The organism is Aestuariivirga sp., assembly GCF_047600585.1.
Lineage (GTDB): Bacteria > Pseudomonadota > Alphaproteobacteria > Rhizobiales > Aestuariivirgaceae > Aestuariivirga.
This window is the reverse complement of sequence record NZ_JASGKP010000001.1, coordinates 2,253,215-2,268,806: the sequence shown is the minus strand read 5'-3', so window position 1 is coordinate 2,268,806 and position 15,592 is coordinate 2,253,215. Positions and strand designations below refer to the sequence as shown.

The 15,592-nt window shown below is 65.3% G+C and carries 14 protein-coding genes; 3 read left to right on the top strand and 11 right to left on the bottom strand.

The window, feature by feature from the left end; translation table 11 throughout:
• Positions 1-74 precede the first annotated feature (74 nt).
• From pepN to QM801_RS11215, 5 genes are read right to left on the bottom strand one after another with little or no spacing between them, the layout of a single operon-like run.
• Positions 75-2,699: an aminopeptidase N gene (gene pepN, locus QM801_RS11235; protein WP_415019295.1), complete on the bottom strand. Its 2,625-nt coding sequence runs from the start codon at positions 2,697-2,699 to the stop codon at positions 75-77.
• A 49-nt stretch (positions 2,700-2,748) separates the two neighbouring features.
• Positions 2,749-4,101 carry an 8-oxoguanine deaminase gene (locus QM801_RS11230; RefSeq protein WP_415019294.1) on the bottom strand — a complete coding sequence of 451 codons (1,353 nt, stop codon included), beginning with the start codon at positions 4,099-4,101 and terminating at the stop codon, positions 2,749-2,751.
• Positions 4,101-4,778 (bottom strand): DUF1028 domain-containing protein, encoded by a 678-nt coding sequence (locus QM801_RS11225; RefSeq protein WP_415019293.1) that lies wholly within the window; start codon positions 4,776-4,778, stop codon positions 4,101-4,103. Before QM801_RS11225 ends, QM801_RS11230 begins: the two co-directional genes overlap by 1 nt.
• Before the next feature lie 4 nt (positions 4,779-4,782).
• The gene (locus tag QM801_RS11220) at positions 4,783-5,199 is read right to left on the bottom strand and encodes a RidA family protein (protein ID WP_415019292.1); all 417 of its coding nucleotides are present in this window, start codon (positions 5,197-5,199) and stop codon (positions 4,783-4,785) included.
• Between the two features lie 24 nt (positions 5,200-5,223).
• Positions 5,224-5,760, bottom strand: a complete 537-nt coding sequence (locus tag QM801_RS11215; RefSeq protein WP_415019291.1) for a flavin reductase family protein — start codon at positions 5,758-5,760, stop codon at positions 5,224-5,226.
• 189 nt (positions 5,761-5,949) lie between these two features.
• On the opposite strand from QM801_RS11215, the gene QM801_RS11210 reads away from it, so the two are divergent.
• Positions 5,950-7,197, top strand: coding sequence for an NAD(P)/FAD-dependent oxidoreductase (locus tag QM801_RS11210; protein ID WP_415019290.1), 1,248 nt, complete (start codon positions 5,950-5,952; stop codon positions 7,195-7,197).
• Here the strand turns inward: QM801_RS11210 and QM801_RS11205 are convergent.
• Both QM801_RS11205 and QM801_RS11200 read right to left on the bottom strand, forming a co-directional pair.
• The gene (locus QM801_RS11205; RefSeq protein WP_415019289.1) at positions 7,194-8,117 is read right to left on the bottom strand and encodes a sugar kinase; all 924 of its coding nucleotides are present in this window, start codon (positions 8,115-8,117) and stop codon (positions 7,194-7,196) included. The genes QM801_RS11210 and QM801_RS11205 overlap by 4 nt on opposite strands.
• Complete coding sequence (locus QM801_RS11200) at positions 8,117-8,875, bottom strand: hypothetical protein (RefSeq protein ID WP_415019288.1); 759 nt, start codon at positions 8,873-8,875, stop codon at positions 8,117-8,119. The genes QM801_RS11205 and QM801_RS11200 overlap by 1 nt, the downstream gene beginning before the upstream one ends.
• 77 nt (positions 8,876-8,952) lie before the next feature.
• Between QM801_RS11200 and QM801_RS11195 the strand changes: the two genes are divergently transcribed.
• Entirely contained in the window at positions 8,953-9,570 is a 618-nt protein-coding gene (locus QM801_RS11195; protein ID WP_415019287.1) for a hypothetical protein, read from the top strand.
• 2 nt (positions 9,571-9,572) lie between these two features.
• Here the strand turns inward: QM801_RS11195 and QM801_RS11190 are convergent, their stop codons facing one another.
• The 4 genes from QM801_RS11190 to QM801_RS11175 form a co-directional block, all read right to left on the bottom strand.
• Complete coding sequence (locus QM801_RS11190) at positions 9,573-10,232, bottom strand: TerC family protein (RefSeq protein ID WP_415019286.1); 660 nt, start codon at positions 10,230-10,232, stop codon at positions 9,573-9,575.
• Between the two features lie 81 nt (positions 10,233-10,313).
• Positions 10,314-12,464 (bottom strand): methylmalonyl-CoA mutase, encoded by a 2,151-nt coding sequence (gene scpA, locus QM801_RS11185; RefSeq protein ID WP_415019285.1) that lies wholly within the window; start codon positions 12,462-12,464, stop codon positions 10,314-10,316.
• Positions 12,461-13,576 (bottom strand): methylmalonyl-CoA mutase family protein, encoded by a 1,116-nt coding sequence (locus tag QM801_RS11180; RefSeq protein ID WP_415019284.1) that lies wholly within the window; start codon positions 13,574-13,576, stop codon positions 12,461-12,463. The genes scpA and QM801_RS11180 overlap by 4 nt, the downstream gene beginning before the upstream one ends.
• A 50-nt stretch (positions 13,577-13,626) precedes the next feature.
• Positions 13,627-13,998 carry a hypothetical protein gene (locus QM801_RS11175; RefSeq protein ID WP_415019283.1) on the bottom strand — a complete coding sequence of 124 codons (372 nt, stop codon included), beginning with the start codon at positions 13,996-13,998 and terminating at the stop codon, positions 13,627-13,629.
• A 79-nt stretch (positions 13,999-14,077) separates the two neighbouring features.
• Here QM801_RS11175 and QM801_RS11170 point away from each other — a divergent pair, with 79 nt between their 5' ends.
• Positions 14,078-15,562, top strand: a complete 1,485-nt coding sequence (locus tag QM801_RS11170; protein WP_415019282.1) for a helicase HerA-like C-terminal domain-containing protein — start codon at positions 14,078-14,080, stop codon at positions 15,560-15,562.
• Positions 15,563-15,592: the final 30 nt, after the last annotated feature.

Sequence of the window (15,592 nt, the reverse complement as noted above, 5' to 3'; positions counted from 1 at the left end):
GATTAACGCGCGTGACTCTGATTTGCCAAGCGATGTGCTGCGCTGCGGCAGGACGTTTTGCGTCCTGTCACGATTCAGGCCGCCAATGTTCTTGTTATGATCTCGAAGACGTCGCGGCTGAGGCTTTCGGTAGCGAGGATGCGGCGCATCTCCTGTTCTGCTGCACTGCGGCGCGGCGCATCGAACTGACGCCAGCTGCGGAAGCCGGTGGCCATGCGGGCCGCAACCTGGGGATTGATGCCATTGAGCCGGATGATGGCATCGGCAACCAGACGGTAGCCCGCGCCGTCAGCGGCATGGAAGGCGGCAAGATTGGCGCTGAAGCCGCCGATCAGGGCATAGACGCGGTTCGGCGTCGTCCAGGTGAAGAGCGGATGGCGGGTGAGCGCATCAACCCGCTCTGCGGCACCGGGCAGTGGCGCCTGCGCCGAGAGCAGCAGCCACTTGTCGACGAGCAGCGGATCTTCGCCATGGCGTTCGAGGAAGCGCTGGAGGAGTGGGGCGGCTTCGACATCGGCAAGGACGGCGGAGAGGGCGCCCATCTCGGCGGTCATGTTGTCGGGGTGGGCAAGTTCAGCCGTGGCGAGCGTGAGGCCACGGGCGGGCGACGCCGCCGCGATCAGCGAGAGGGCGGCATAGCGCAGCGCCCGGCGTCCAGTGCTGGCGGGATCGGGCGTATAAGCCGCGGCACTCGCCGTTGCGGCGAAGGCGGTTTCGAGCGGCGGCAGCAACTCCTTGGCGATGGCCGCACGGATGCGGCGGCGGGCCTCGCGCACGTGATCGGCATTGACCTCCTTGCCGATGAGGGCGGCGATCTCCGCCTCGGTGGGGAATTCCAGCATGAGCGACTTGAAGGCGGGATCGGCGCTGTCGTCGTCCAAGGTCTTGCCGAGGGCCGCGGCAAAGGCGCTTACCGAGGGCAGGGCGGCACCTTTGGCGAGCGCTTCGTAAGCTGAAATGAAAAGTGCACGTGCCAGACCCTGCGCCGACTCCCAGCGATTGAAGCCGTCGCTGTCGTGACCCATGAGGAAGAGCCGGTCCTGTTCCGTGGCATCGCTCTTGAGCACCACCGGGGCCGAGAAGCCGCGATTGATCGAGAGGACAGGGCGCTCCGCCACGCCGGTGAAGCGGAACACCTGTCGCGCCTCGGTGAGTTCGATGAGGGGCGTGTTGAGGGCGCCCTTGCCTTCGAGATGCAGCGGCAGGTCACGCCCATCCTTGCCGACGAGGCCAAGGCCCAGCGGCAGATGAAGCGGCAGCTTATCGGATTGGCCAGGGGTTGCAGCTTGCGCCTGCGTCACCTCGACATCGAAGGTCTTCTTCGCGTCGTCGTGATGGGTCTTCACTTCGACCACGGGCGTTCCCGCCTGTTCGTACCAGCGGAAGAACTGCGTGAGGTCGCGGCCCGATGCGTCCGCCATGCAGCGCACAAAATCTTCCACCGTCGCGGCCTCGCCGTCGTGGCGCTGGAAGTAGAGGTCCATGGCCTTGCGGAAAGCCTCGCGGCCGATCAGCGTCTGCATCATGCGGCAGAGCTCGGCGCCCTTTTCGTAAACGGTGGGGGTGTAGAAGTTGTTGATCTCGATGTAGCTCGCGGGCCTGACCGGATGGGCGAGCGGGCCCTGGTCCTCGGGGAACTGGCGGAGGCGGAGCGTGCGCACATCCTCGATGCGCTTCACGGGACGCGAGCGCACGTCGGAGGTGAATTCCTGGTCGCGGAAGACGGTGAGGCCTTCCTTCAGGCAGAGCTGGAACCAGTCACGGCAGGTGATGCGGTTGCCGGTCCAGTTGTGGAAGTATTCATGCGCGATGATGCGTTCGATGTTGATGTGGTCGGCGTCGGTGGCCGTGTCGGGGCGGGCGAGGATGTACTTGTCGTTGAAGACGTTGAGGCCCTTGTTCTCCATCGCCCCCATGTTGAAGTCGGAGACGGCGACGATGTTGAAGACATCGAGGTCGTATTCGCGGCCGAAGGCGGTCTCGTCCCAGCGCATGGAGGTCTTGAGGGATTCCATCGCCCAGGCGCAGCGGTCTTCCTTGCCTTTCTCGACATAGATGCCGAGACAGACCTTGCGGCCCGACATGGTGGTGAAGCTGTCGTGCACGCTGGCGAGATCGCCCGCCACGAGCGCGAAGAGATAGGACGGCTTGGGATGGGGATCGTGCCATTCGGCATAGTGGCGTCCTTCGCCTTCCATGATGCCGTTCCGCACGGGGTTGCCGTTGGAGAGCAACACGGGGAGCGACAGCGGCGCTTCGATCCGCACGTCATAGGTTGCCATCACGTCGGGACGGTCGTGGAAGAAGGCGAAGCGGCGGAAGCCTTCCGCCTCCATCTGGGTGCAGTAGATGCCGTTGGAGAGATAGAGGCCGGAGAGTGCGGTGTTGGCCTGCGGGTTGCACGACTGCACGATGTGCAGACGGAAAGGCACATCGGGCACCCGGTTGATGGTGAGAAGGCCGCCTTCATGCGTCCATGCTTTGGGCGGAAGCGGCTTGCCGTCGATGGCGATGGCGTGAAGCCGCAGGCCTTCGCCGTGCAGCACCATGGGCGCCTGCGATTTGGGTTCGACATCGATGTCGGAGGTGATGTGCGTGGCGGTTGGATGCAGGTCCACCTTCAGCCGCACATGGCGGATGGCCTGCGCCGGGGGCTGATAGTCCTTGAGGTGGATGGTGACGGGGGTATCGGTACGCATCGGCAAACTCCGCTGGCGGCGGCGGGCGCCGCGCTGATTGCAGGCGAGACTAGCCGTTCACCAGCACGCGGGCGAGGGCGTTGTGCCGCTCCACAAGCTTGACCACATTCGCCGTTTGCAGGTCTCCGCCGCGGATCACCACCTTGCCGTTGATGATGCTGGTGGAGACACGCACCGGTGCTGCAAAAAGCAGCGCTGCGACCGGATCGTGGAGAGCGCCCGCATGATCGAGGCCACGCGTGTCGAAGGCGACGATATCCGCCGCCATGCCGGGGGCGAGATGGCCGATGTCGGCGCGGTTGAGAACTTTTGCGCCACCCCGTGTCGCGAGTTCGAGCGCCTGCCGGGCGGTGAGTGCCGCTGGCCCGAAGCCCACGCGCTGAAGCAGCAGCGCCTGACGCGCCTCGCCCAGCATGTGGGCGCCATCGTTCGAGGCGGAACCATCCACACCGAGGCCGACATTGACGCCGGCCCGGCGCATCTTGCCGATGGGCGCGATGCCGGAGGCGAGCCGCATGTTGGAGCAGGGGCAGTGGGCCACGCCCGTGCCGGTGCGGGCGAAGCGGGAGATGCCGTCGTCATCAAGCTTCACGCAGTGGGCATGCCATGCGTCGGGGCCGGTCCAGCCGAGGCCTTCGGCATATTGCGCCGGCGTGCAGCCGAATTTCTCCAGGCTGTAGGCCACGTCATCGTCGTTCTCGGCGAGGTGGGTGTGGAGCGAGACGCCGAGTGACCGCGCCATCACGGCACTTTCGCGCATCAGGTCGGTCGAGACGGAGAAGGGCGAGCAGGGGGCAAGCACCACCCGGCACATGCTGCACTCGGACGGATCGTGATAGGCTTCGACGAGGCGCTGCATGTCCTTGAGGATGGCGCCTTCCTCTTCCACCACGCGGTCGGGCGGAAGGCCGCCCTTGCTTTCGCCGACGCTCATTGCGCCGCGCGCCGCATGGAAGCGCATGCCGATTTCGTGTGCGGCCCCGATCGAGTCATCGAGCCGGCAGCCGTTCGGATAGATGTAGAGGTGGTCGCTCGAGGTGGTGCAACCGGAGAGCATCAGCTCGGCCATGGCTGTTTGCGTTGAGACGCGGATCATCTCGGGCGTGAGTCGGGCCCAGATGGGATAGAGCGCCTTCAGCCAGTTGAAGAGATCGGCATCCTGCGCCGCAGGCACCGCGCGGGTGAGCGACTGGTACATGTGATGGTGCGTGTTGACCAAACCCGGCATCACCACATGGCCGGTGCAGTCGATCACCTCGTCGGCGTCAGGAAGCGTCTCGCCTGTGCCATGGATGGAGGCGATGCGATTGCCATCGATGAGAACGGAGCCGCCCGCCAGCTCGCGCCGCGCCTCGTCCATGGTGAGGAGCACGAGCGCATTCTTCAGCAGCAGCCGCGCCATCAGGGATCGCCCGGCACGCCGTAGCTCGGGGCCTTGGTGGGATCGATGGCGCGCTGGAGATACGCACCCATCTGCGGCTTGTAGTCTTCCCACAGGCGGCGGAGCGTGGCGATGGGGTTGCCGTCATCCCAATCGACGCGGAGCGAAACGAGGGGAAACGCCTCGGTGTGATGTACGATCAGTGCGGCAGAATGCACAGGTCCTTCCTCGCCGCCGGATTCGAGTCCGGCCTCGAGGGCGCGAAGCAGGCGCTCCGCCAGATGCTGGTCGGCATTGCGGGCGAAGCTTTCGGTCATGACCGCGGGCAGCGTCGCGGACTTGAGCAAGTTGCCGGCCGCCACGCAGTCACGTGCTTCCGAAACGCCGTGGGTGCCGAGGATCCGCGTTCCCGAGAAGCAGGCGCTGTTGCCGTGGCGGTCGACGGCGAGAAGCTGGCGGTAGTCGATGTGGGCACGGTCCTTCACCACCGCGGCGATGGCCGCCTTGGCATCGAGACCCTCCGCCATCTTGTCGAGGAGGAGGGGGCCAAGGTTCGGATCGGTGACGTTCTGGGTGGCGACGGCGCCCACGCCGGCGCGGGCATGAGGGCAACGTGCGCCCACCGCAATCGACGACGTGGTGATCGCCACACCGAAGGCTCCGCTCTTGGCGCAACGCCCTGCAATGGAGAAGGTCATCGCCTCAATCCGGGATGACGGCGGTGGCTTCGATCTCCACCAGCCATTCGGGACGGGCAAGGGCCGAGACCACAAGCCCGGTCGAGACGGGGAAGACGCCCTTCAGCCAGCGGCCCATCTCGCGATAGACGTCCTGGCGGTAACGGATGTCGATGAGATAGACCACGACGCGGCAGATGTGTTCCATGTTGCCGCCCGCTTCCTCCATCAGCATCTTGATGTTTTCCATCGCCTTGCGCGTCTGCAGCGTGGCATCGCCCACATGCAGGGACTCGCGCGTGTCGAGGTCCTGCGAAATCTGTCCGCGCACGAACACGGTGCGGCCCCGCGCCACCACCGCCTGGCAGAGATCGTTGTCGAGCTTCTGCTCCGGATAGGTGTCCTTGGTGTTGAAGGGGCGGATGCGGGTATGGACAGGCATGGTCGGTCTTTCTTCTGGTGGGTGTTATTCCGGACCCTCATCCAGGGGCGAGAGGCGCCCATAGCTGCGGTTCGAATAGAGAAGCGGCGGCGTCTCGCCGCGCAGTGCCGCGATCACGCGGCCGATGAAGATGCGGTGCGTGCCGGCATCGTGGATGGTGTCGACCTCGCACTCGAAATGGGCGGCGGCGTCGGTGAGGAGGGGCATGCCGTGTTCGCCCAGTTCCCAGCCATGGCGGGTGAAGTCATAGGCCTCGCCGCTCACCGGCTTTCCCGAGAAGATGCGCGCCACGTCTTCCTGTGTTTCGGAGAGGATGTTGACCGCAAAGCGGCCGTTCTGGGTCATGGCGGCAACACAAGGGTTGCGGCGGTTGACGCAGACGAGCAGCAGCGGTGGCTCGGCCGAAACCGAGGCGATGGCGCTGACCGTAAGGCCGTAGCGCCCGGCCACGCCTTCGGTCGTGACGACCGTGACGCCCGTTGCCGCAGCGCCCATGGCCCGGGTGAACTCCCCGGAGGTGACATGGCCCTTGCGGCCCTTGGGATGGTGGATTGCGTTCATGTGGTTCTGCCTTTCCGTCTTAAGCAGAACGGGGCGGGAGGAAAAGCGGATGTTTCGGAAGGGGTTTATGCCCCCTTGAAAAGCGCATGGGGGTCATGAGCCGCGCCAATCTTGATATCTGGCCTTTGCGGACAGGTGGGGCAGCAGCTATTCTCCGGCTTTCCCGCCGTTTCATTTCAGGAGCTTGCCATGACGCCCAACACCACCATCATCGGGGCGGGCATCGTCGGCACGTCCACGGCGGCCTTCCTGCAGAAGCAGGGGCACCAGGTGACGGTGATCGACCGGGTGGGGCCGGGCGAGGGCTGCTCCTTCGGCAATGCCGGCGGCGTTGCCTTTGCCGAGATCATGCCCACGGTTCACCCCCGCATCTTCCGCAAGCTGCCGGGCTGGCTGATGGATCCCCTGGGGCCGCTCACCATTCGCTGGAGCTACCTGCCCAAGGCACTGCCCTGGTTCCTGGCGGCGGCGCGCAATACGACACCCGCCCGTGTCGAGGAGATCGTTCAGGCCCGCGCCGCGCTGGGCATGCGGGTGGTGGCCGATTTCGAAACCCTGCTGGGCGACGCCGGCCGCAAGGACCTGCTGGTCTACCGCGAGACGCTGCGCCTCTTCGATGAGGAGTCCCAGTTCAAGGCCGAGGCTGCCGAGCGTGTCACCAAACAGCGGCTGGGCTTCCCGTGCGAAATCTATACCGGTGACCAGGTGCGCGAGATGGAGCCTGCGGTGGGCAAGAACGTCATCCGCGGCGCTTCTCACGGCGGCTGGTATTTCGTGCTCAATCCGGAAGGGGTGGTGAAGGCCATCGCGAAGACGGTTGTCGCGAACGGCGGCAAGATCATCTCCGACGATGTGCGCGGCATCGTGCATCAGGACGGCAAGGTGACCGCCCTCACGCTGGCAAGCGGCGGGCGTCATGCGGTCGACAATCTGGTGATCTGTGCCGGTGCCTATTCACATCTACTGGCGCGGCAGCTTGGCGAGCATGTGCTGCTTGAAGCCGAGCGCGGCTATCACATCGTGCTGCCCGATCCGGGGGTGAGCATCTCGCGCTCGCTCACCTATGCCCGCACGCCGGGTGCTGCGACGCCCATGGAGATGGGCCTCCGCCTTGCCGGCACTGATGAATTTGCGGGCCTCGAGGCCGAGCCGAACTATGCCCGCGCCGATGCCTTGTATCATGTTTTCAAGAAGGTGCTGCCCGGCCTGCAACCGCCGAATGAACGCGCCACGCGCTGGATGGGCCGCCGCCCGGGCACGCCGGACTCGCTGCCTGTCATCGGGCGTTCCAAGACCATGAGCAATGTGGTTTATGGGTTTGGTCACGGCCATATGGGGCTCACTTGGGGCCCGACGACCGGGCGTCTTGTTTCCGAGATCCTCGCCAACAAGACGCCCAACATGAGCATGGAGCCGTTCCGGGTGAACCGGTTCTAGGCTTTGAGTTCCGCAGGAAGCGGAACGAGCGCACCCTTTTGCGAGACGACTTCCGCTGCGACGCGGGCGGCAAATGACGCTGCCGCGCGAGCTGTTTCTCCACCTGCGATGCGGGTGAGGAAGGCGGCGGCAAAACTGTCGCCCGCCGCCGTGGTATCGGCGAGGACGCGCGGCGTGACGGCCGGAACGTGATGCGCGCCCGCAGCATCGAAGACGGTGGCGCCCTTCGCACCATCCTTGACGACGACAACCGAAGCGCCCTGCGCCCTGTAACGCCCGGCGACGTCCGCTTCCGTTGAAGGTCCGAAGACGGAGATCTCGTCATCAAGCCCCGGAAGCACGATGTCGGCCACTCCGGCAGCGCGGAGATAGATGTCTGCCGTGTCGCTGCGGCCCTGCCACAGGCGCGGGCGATAGTTGGTGTCGAAGGAGACGCGCGCGCCGCGGGCTGTCGCGTTGCGCAGGGCGTCCAACAGTGTCGCCGTCGCCGCGGGCGTGAGAATGCCGAGCGTGATGCCGGAGAAATGGATCACATCGGCTTTTGCGAGATGCTGCGCGAGATGGGCGGGATCGTCGGCGAGTTGCCGCGCCGCCGAGGTGTCACGCCAGTAGGTGAAGCTGCGCTCGCCGTTCAGCAGCGAGATCATGTAGAGGCCGGGCGACTTGCCTGCGATGCGCCGCACGGGCGAAGCATCGATGCCGCTCTCCGTCATGAAGGCCAGCATCTGCGTAGACAGCGCATCATCGCCCAGTGCACTCAGGTAGGACACGGTCCACGCCGCAGGCAGAAGCTTGCGCGCATAGTAGGCAGTGTTGAAGGTGTCGCCGGCAAAGCCGCGGCGCAGGAGCCCGCCTTCGGCCTCCGACAGTTCCACCATGCATTCGCCGATCGCGACGAACTGGGGTACCAACTGGGGCATCAGTAGAGGTCGCGGACGGCGGCCAGTTCCTTCGCCAGCGCTGCAATGTCACGGGCTTTCACGGCGCGCTCCATGGCGGGCAGGCGCGGCGCCAGAAGGGCGGCGGAGATGGCGAAAAATTCGTCCTCGTCGAGGGTCTCGATGGGCTTGCCCTCTTCGGCGAGGAGGAGGGCGAGACAGGCCGTCGCCATCACCGAGAGGTTGGGATCGGTGCTGTTGAGGTGAGCGAAGCCCGGCTTTGCGGGTCCGATGCGGGCGATGGCCCGGGCATCGGCGAGGGCCATCAGGATATGGGCGAGGGCCGTCATCTCGTCGGCGGACTGCACGTTGGCGGCGGCGAGGGCCCGGCGGGCGGCATCCACCCGGTGTTCCAGCACGAGGAAGGGCGGCGCGGCGCAACGCTCCAGGATGTGACGCGAGGAGCGGAAGAAATAGGCGGTGAAGAGCGACGTCATCGCCAACTGATTCTCGCGGATGGCGCGCGTCACTTCGTCCACCATGCGGGGCGCGAAGGGCGACGGGAGGTTGCGCCACTTGGGGAGAAGGAGCCGGATCGAGAGGTCGGCGGTGGTCGACAGCAGGCTGTCCGCCAGGCGGGCGAGGCGGCCCACAAGCCGTGACAGAACAGTGGGATGGCCGGCATCCGCCTGGGACATGTCCCGGACATAATATTGCGCGGTGCGCAGGCCGTCGCGCAGGCCCGCGGCCATGCAGACGGCATGGTCGGTGAGGGTGGCTGGCGGTGCGGCGGTACTCATCAGATTGTCACTCCTTGGCAAATTCAACCTTGCGGGATGGTCTTCGTCAAGCCAACATAGGCGCGCAGGATGAAGCCATGCTTACCCCTTTGAAACCTGAACTTTCCGAGGCTACCGACCTCAGCCATGAGGCGCGGCGCTTCCGGACCATCCTGAAGTCCTTCGAACGCAACCTGGAATTGCTGTTCCGGGACACCCGGCTGGCCCCCGAAGTGGACCATGCCGCCCTCGCCGTGGCCTTCGCCAACTGGCGCCAGCGCTTCGATGCCCAGAAGCACCTGGCCACCGTCGACCGCCGGGATTTCACCATCTATTCCGCCGGCCTGATGCTGAAGGAGCTGATCGCGGCGGGGCCCCTCAAGACCATTCCCCGCACCGATACGGTGCCCGCGGTGGTCCAGTCCCATGCCCAGCATGCGCTGGCCCGTTGGCCGGAGGGCTATGCCTATACCAGTTTCTGCCTGTCGGTTGCGGCGGCCGTGTTGCGCGAGATCGGCGAGGACGAGCCCGACACGGAGCGGGCGGCCGATGACCCGGCCTTCTGGGCGTCATTCAAGGAAAACGTGGCGGAGAATCCGGCCGCGGCCATTGCCTTCTTCGATCTCGTCTGTGGCAAGGAGCCGAACTGGGAAGCGCCAGATGTGCCCTGGCTGCGGCGGGCCTTTGCGGGGGCGCAGCTTCTGCCGCGCGCCTGATCTCAGAGCGAGGCCGCCACGTGCGGCCAGACCTCGTGCGCGCCCTTCCAGATCATTTCGAGTGCGACATAGAGGATGATCAGCAAGCCGACATAGGCGATCCAGCGGTGCCGGTGCAGCAGCTTGGCGATGAATGACGCCGCAAGTCCCATCAGCGCCACCGAGAGGATAAGGCCGATGATAAGCACCTCGATGTGGGCATGGGCGGCACCCGCCACGGCGAGCACGTTGTCGAGCGACATCGAGACATCGGCCACGACGATCTGGGTCGCGGCCTGCATGAAGGTCTTGCGGGGCGCGCCGCCACCAATGCGGCCGTCCTTGTTGCTGTCCTCGTTGGCAATGGCTTCGAGGGCGTCCTCGTCATGCTGGCCGTTGCGCAGTTCGCGCCACATCTTCCAGCACACCCAGAGCAGCAGGATGCCGCCCACCAGGAGGAGGCCAAGGATCTGCAGGAGCTGCGTCGTGAAGATGGCGAAGACGATGCGCAGCACTGTCGCGGCAAGGATGCCGACGAGGATCGCCTTGTTGCGCTGATCCTTCGGCAGGCCCGCGGCCGCAAGCCCGATCACGATGGCATTGTCGCCCGCCAGCACCAGGTCGATCATGATGACCTGGCCGAGTGCGATCAGGGCTTGGGAGGAAAAAAGGAAATCGAACAAATGCTCAGACCCGTGATGCGTTGAGCCTCACATAGGGCCATAAGCGGCCATTCTCAAGCGAAGCTTTGACAGCCGGCGGGCTCAAGCCGGGCGGCGCTGGGCATATCCGAGATGGGCGGAGAGTGCATCGAGGATGGCCTGTGCCGCATCGGGCACTACCGTTCCGGGCGGGAACACGGCGGCAGCGCCCATGTCGGTGAGCTTCTGCACGTCCTCGGGCGGAATGACGCCACCCGCCACGATGAGAATATCGCTGCGGCCCAGTTTTTCGAGCGCGGCCTTGAGTTCCGGCACATGCGTCAGGTGGCCTGCCGCCAGTGACGAGACGCCCACAACATGAACGTTCTTCTTCACCGCGAGTTCCGCGACTTCCTGCGGCGTGGCGAAGAGGGGGCCGATGCTGACGTTGAAGCCCATGTCGTCGAAGGCCGAGGCGATCACCTTCTGGCCGCGGTCATGGCCGTCTTGGCCGATCTTGGCGACGAGCACGGCAGGGGGCCGGCCTTCCGCTTCAGCGAAGGCCTTCACCGCATGGCGCGCGGCATCGACCTTGTGCAGGTCACGCGGGGTTGCTGCATAGACGCCCTTCACGGCCTTGGGCGTGGCCTGATGGCGGCCCCAGACCGTTTCGAGGGCGGCGGACATTTCACCCACCGTGGCCTTGGCGCGGGCCGCATTCACCGAGGCTTCGAGCAGATTGCCGGAGCCGCTGCGCGCCACCTCCGCAAGAGCCGCGAGAGCAGCCTCGACGGCCTTGGGGTCGCGCTCGGCGCGCAGGCGTTGCAGCTTGTCGATCTGGGTGGCGCGGACCTTTGAGTTGTCGACGACGAGAATGTCGATGGGCTTCTCGTCGCTGGCGCGGAAGCTGTTCACGCCCACCACGATCTGCTCACCAGAGTCGATGCGGGCCTGGGTGCGGGCGGCGGCTTCCTCGATGCGCTGCTTCGGAATGCCCGCTTCGATGGCGCGGCTCATGCCGCCGAGCGTATCGATTTCCGCGAGGTGACTGCGCACACGGGCGATCAGGTCTTCTGTCAGCTTCTCGACGAAATAGGAGCCGCCCCACGGATCGATGACGCGGCAGGTGCCCGCTTCCTGCTGCAGGAAGAGCTGGGTGTTGCGGGCGATGCGGGCAGAGAAATCGGTGGGAAGTGCCAGCGCCTCATCCAGCGAATTGGTGTGGAGCGACTGGGTGCCGCCCTGGGTCGCGGCCATGGCCTCGATGCAGGTGCGGGTGACGTTGTTGAAGACATCCTGTGCCGCAAGGCTCCAGCCGCTGGTTTGGCAGTGCGTGCGGAGCATCAGCGACTTCTCGTCCTTCGCTCCGAGAGACTGCATCATCTCGGCCCAGAGCACGCGGGCGGCGCGAAGCTTCGCCACCTCCATGAAGAAGTTCATGCCGATGCCGAAGAAGAAGGAGAGGCGTGGCGCGAAGCTGTCGATGTCGAGGCCTGCGGCAATGCCCGACTTCGCGTATTCGAAACCGTCGGCCAGCGTGTAGGCAAGTTCGAGATCGGCCGAGGCGCCCGCTTCCTGCATGTGGTAGCCGGAGATCGAGATCGAGTTGAACTTCGGCATCTTCCGCGAGGTGTAGGCGAAGATGTCGGAGACGATGCGCATCGATTCACGGGGCGGATAGATGTAGGTGTTCCGCACCATGAATTCCTTGAGGATGTCGTTCTGGATGGTGCCTGCGAGCTTCTCGGGCGCAACACCCTGTTCCTCGCCCGCGATGATGTAGAGCGCCATGATCGGCAGCACCGCGCCGTTCATGGTCATGGAGACGGTCATCTTGTCGAGCGGGATGCCGTCGAAGAGGGTGCGCATGTCATAGATGGAATCGATGGCCACGCCTGCCATGCCGACGTCGCCCGCGACACGGGGATGATCGGAATCATAGCCGCGGTGGGTGGCGAGATCGAAGGCGATGGAAAGGCCCATCTGTCCCGCTGCGAGATTGCGGCGGTAGAAGGCGTTCGAATCCTCCGCCGTGGAGAAGCCCGCATATTGCCGGACCGTCCACGGCTGGGTCACGTACATGGTGGGATAGGGGCCGCGCAGGAAGGGCGCAACACCGGGATAGGAGGGCTGATAGTCCGGCGTATCACCGGCAGAATGATGAGGCGCGATGGCGATGCCTTCCGGCGTTTCCCAGGTGGCGCCCTCTGCGGCGCGCGGGCTTGCGGCGGAAGCCGTGCGGGCGATGCTGCTGAAGTCCGGGATGCGCTTCATGACTGCGCCTCCACTTCGGCGGTAAGCTCCTTGGGTGGCGGATAGACGCTGACGCCGATCACCGGCTTGGCTTTCGACTGTGCCGGATCGCCCGACGGCCACACGCCGCGTTCGGCCGCCTGCAGCACGCCCCACGCCTTGTCACAGATGTCGTGCGTGAGCGTCTCGATGGCGCCTGCACCTGCCGCCGGATCGGCGACGCGCCAGAGCTGCGATTCATGCAGCAAGACGTTCTGGAGGTTTCGCGCCACACGCCGGGCGAAGTGATTGGGCATGCCCTGGTTGAAGGAGAAGGGAAGCACCGAAATCGAATCCGCACCACCGAGGCCCGCCGCGAAGACGGCCGTGACGCTGCGGAGAATGTTGCTGTGGGCATCGGTCTCCGCCAGCATGATGCGCGAGGTTTCGCCGTGAAGACGAAGCGGCACCTGCGGCAGTTTGCTTGCCTTCAGGATATCGGCCCAGAGAATGCGGGCGGCGCGGAACTTGGCAAGCGTTGTGAACATGTCCTGAGAAGCGGCGAGTGTCACGGAGACGGCGCGGGACAGCATGTCGTCGGCGAGGAAGGTGAGCTTGCGAAGGTTTGCTACCGCCGTGGCCAGCGCTGCGCCCAGTTCCTGCGCATCATCGAGACCTTGCGCATGGAAGCTGCGGCCATCGCCACGCATGAAGGGCCCGCTGAACCCTTGCGCCACCAGCAGCTTCACCAGGTCCGGATCATGGGCGCCGTGATCGAAGGCAAGGCGCGAAGGATCAAGCGGCAGGCGCGCGACGAGATGGCGGAGCGCCTCGGCACCGAGGTCGCCGCCCTCATTTCGGACGGCGATCTTGTGCAGCGGCAGATGCTCGAAGGCGGGGGCTTGTGCCGGCGAGGGCAGGATGAGTCCCGTGACGCCGTTCTCGATGTCTTCCTCGGCCTGACGGCGCGCCTTCGCCACATCGTGATGATCGACGCGGGAATGGATCGCCCAAGGGGCAACGCTGGCCCGCTCGGCGCGGGGGCCGTCCATGCGCTGGAACAGGACGGCCTCGGCATCGAAGGCCGCGCCCTTCGTGGCCTTGGCCACGCGCTTCAGCCAGTCTTCGGCAGTTGCTGGGGGGAAATTTTGCATGTGCGAAAACTTAGCCCCGCGCGGCCTCTCCGGCAAATCCGCCTTTTGGCTCAGAGGAAACCGCTGATGCCCGGAATGTTGGCAGCGCACTGGCGCACGAGATCGTCGCCCGCCCTGGCGCGGGCATGGGCGAGGGCCGCGCTCCCCACCTCGCGCATCTGTTCGGTGCTCAGCCCCAGCGCCTGCAACTTGGTGATGGCGGCAAGCGGCCCGCCCATCATGCCGCCGGCGAGGAGTCCGGTGAGGCTTCCCGACTGGCGGCGGACGAGTTCTTCCACGCCCGGCAACATTACAAAGAGTTCAGCTACCTTGGCAGAATTGCCCTGCGTCTTGATCAGATTGAAGATCACGCCCAAGGCTTCCTCCACTTTTTCGCGCGGGATGCCCGACTTCGCCACAATCCCGTTGATCAGCTCCTGCATGTAACGCCCCGTTTGCCTTGCTTCGTGATTTGGAGCAGATAGGCGCAAACGGACCGGAATGACAGGGGATCTCATCACTATGGCCGACACATCCATTTTCCTGGGCAAGAGCGAGAAGCGCGAAGAGCTGTTCCTGCAGATGGCGAACCGCCACGGCCTCGTGACGGGCGCCACCGGCACCGGCAAGACGGTGACGCTGCAGATCATGGCGGAAGGCTTCTCCAAGGCCGGTGTTCCCGTCTTCGCTGCTGACGTGAAGGGCGACCTCTCCGGCATCTGCATGAAGGGCGAGCCCAAGGATTTCCTGCTCGAGCGCGCCAAGACCATCGGCTTCGACGACTACGGCTTCGAGGAAACGCCGACGATCTTCTGGGACCTCTTCGGCCAGCAGGGCCACCCGATCCGCGCCACCGTGGCTGAGATGGGCCCGCTGATGCTCTCGCGACTCATGGGCCTCTCGGATGCGCAGGAGGGCGCCCTCAACATCGCCTTCAAGATTGCCGACAAGGAAGGCCTCGCACTGCTCGATCTCAAAGACCTCCGGGCGCTGCTCAAGGACCTCGGCGACCGTGGCAAGGAGATCACCACCGAATACGGCAACGTCAACGACACCACCATCGGCGCCATCCAGCGCCGCCTTGTGGTGATCGAGGAGCAGGGTGGTGACACCTTCTTCGGCGAGCCCGCCCTCGACATCAAGGACCTGATGCGCACCACGCGCGACGGCCGCGGCTACATGAACGTGCTCGCCGCCGACAAGCTGATCAACAGCCCGCAGCTCTATGCCACCTTCCTGCTCTGGCTGATGTCGGAACTGTTCGAGCAGATGCCTGAAGTGGGCGATCCCGATAAGCCGAAGATGGTGTTCTTCTTCGACGAAGCGCATCTGCTCTTCGCCGATGCACCGCCCGGGCTACTGCAGAAGATCGAGCAGACGGTGAAGCTGATCCGCTCCAAGGGCATCGGCATCTATTTCGTCACCCAGAACCCGCTTGACATTCCGGAATCGGTGCTGGCCCAGATGGGCAACCGCGTGCAGCATGCGCTTCGCGCCTACACGCCTCGCGAGCAGAAGGCAGTGGCGACTGCGGCCTCCACCTTCCGGCCCAACCCGAAGTTCAAGACCGAGACGGCGATCACCGAACTCGGCAAGGGCGAGGCGCTGGTCTCCGTCCTCGATCTCAAGGGCGTGCCCACCATGGTGGAGCGCACGCTCATCCGCCCGCCGTCTTCGCGCATGGGGCCGATCACGCCCGAAGAGCGCGGCAAGCTGATCAAGAACTCGCCCGTCTACGGCCAGTACGAAGAGGCGGTGGACCGCGAGTCGGCCTACGAGAAGCTCACCCAGAAGGCGAAGGAACGCACCGCCCAGCAGGAAGAAGATACGGCCGCCAAGACCGCGGCCAAGGCCGAGCGCGCCGCTCCCAAGGGCAAGGAATTGGCAACCGACCGCTTCGTCAAGAACGTGGCCGGGTCGGTGGGCCGCCAGCTGGGAACAACGGTCGCCCGCTCCATCGGCAATGCGCTGGTGCGCGGCATCCTCGGCGGCCTTACCCGCCGCTGAGGGCCATACCAGAGAGCCATGCCTGCTGGG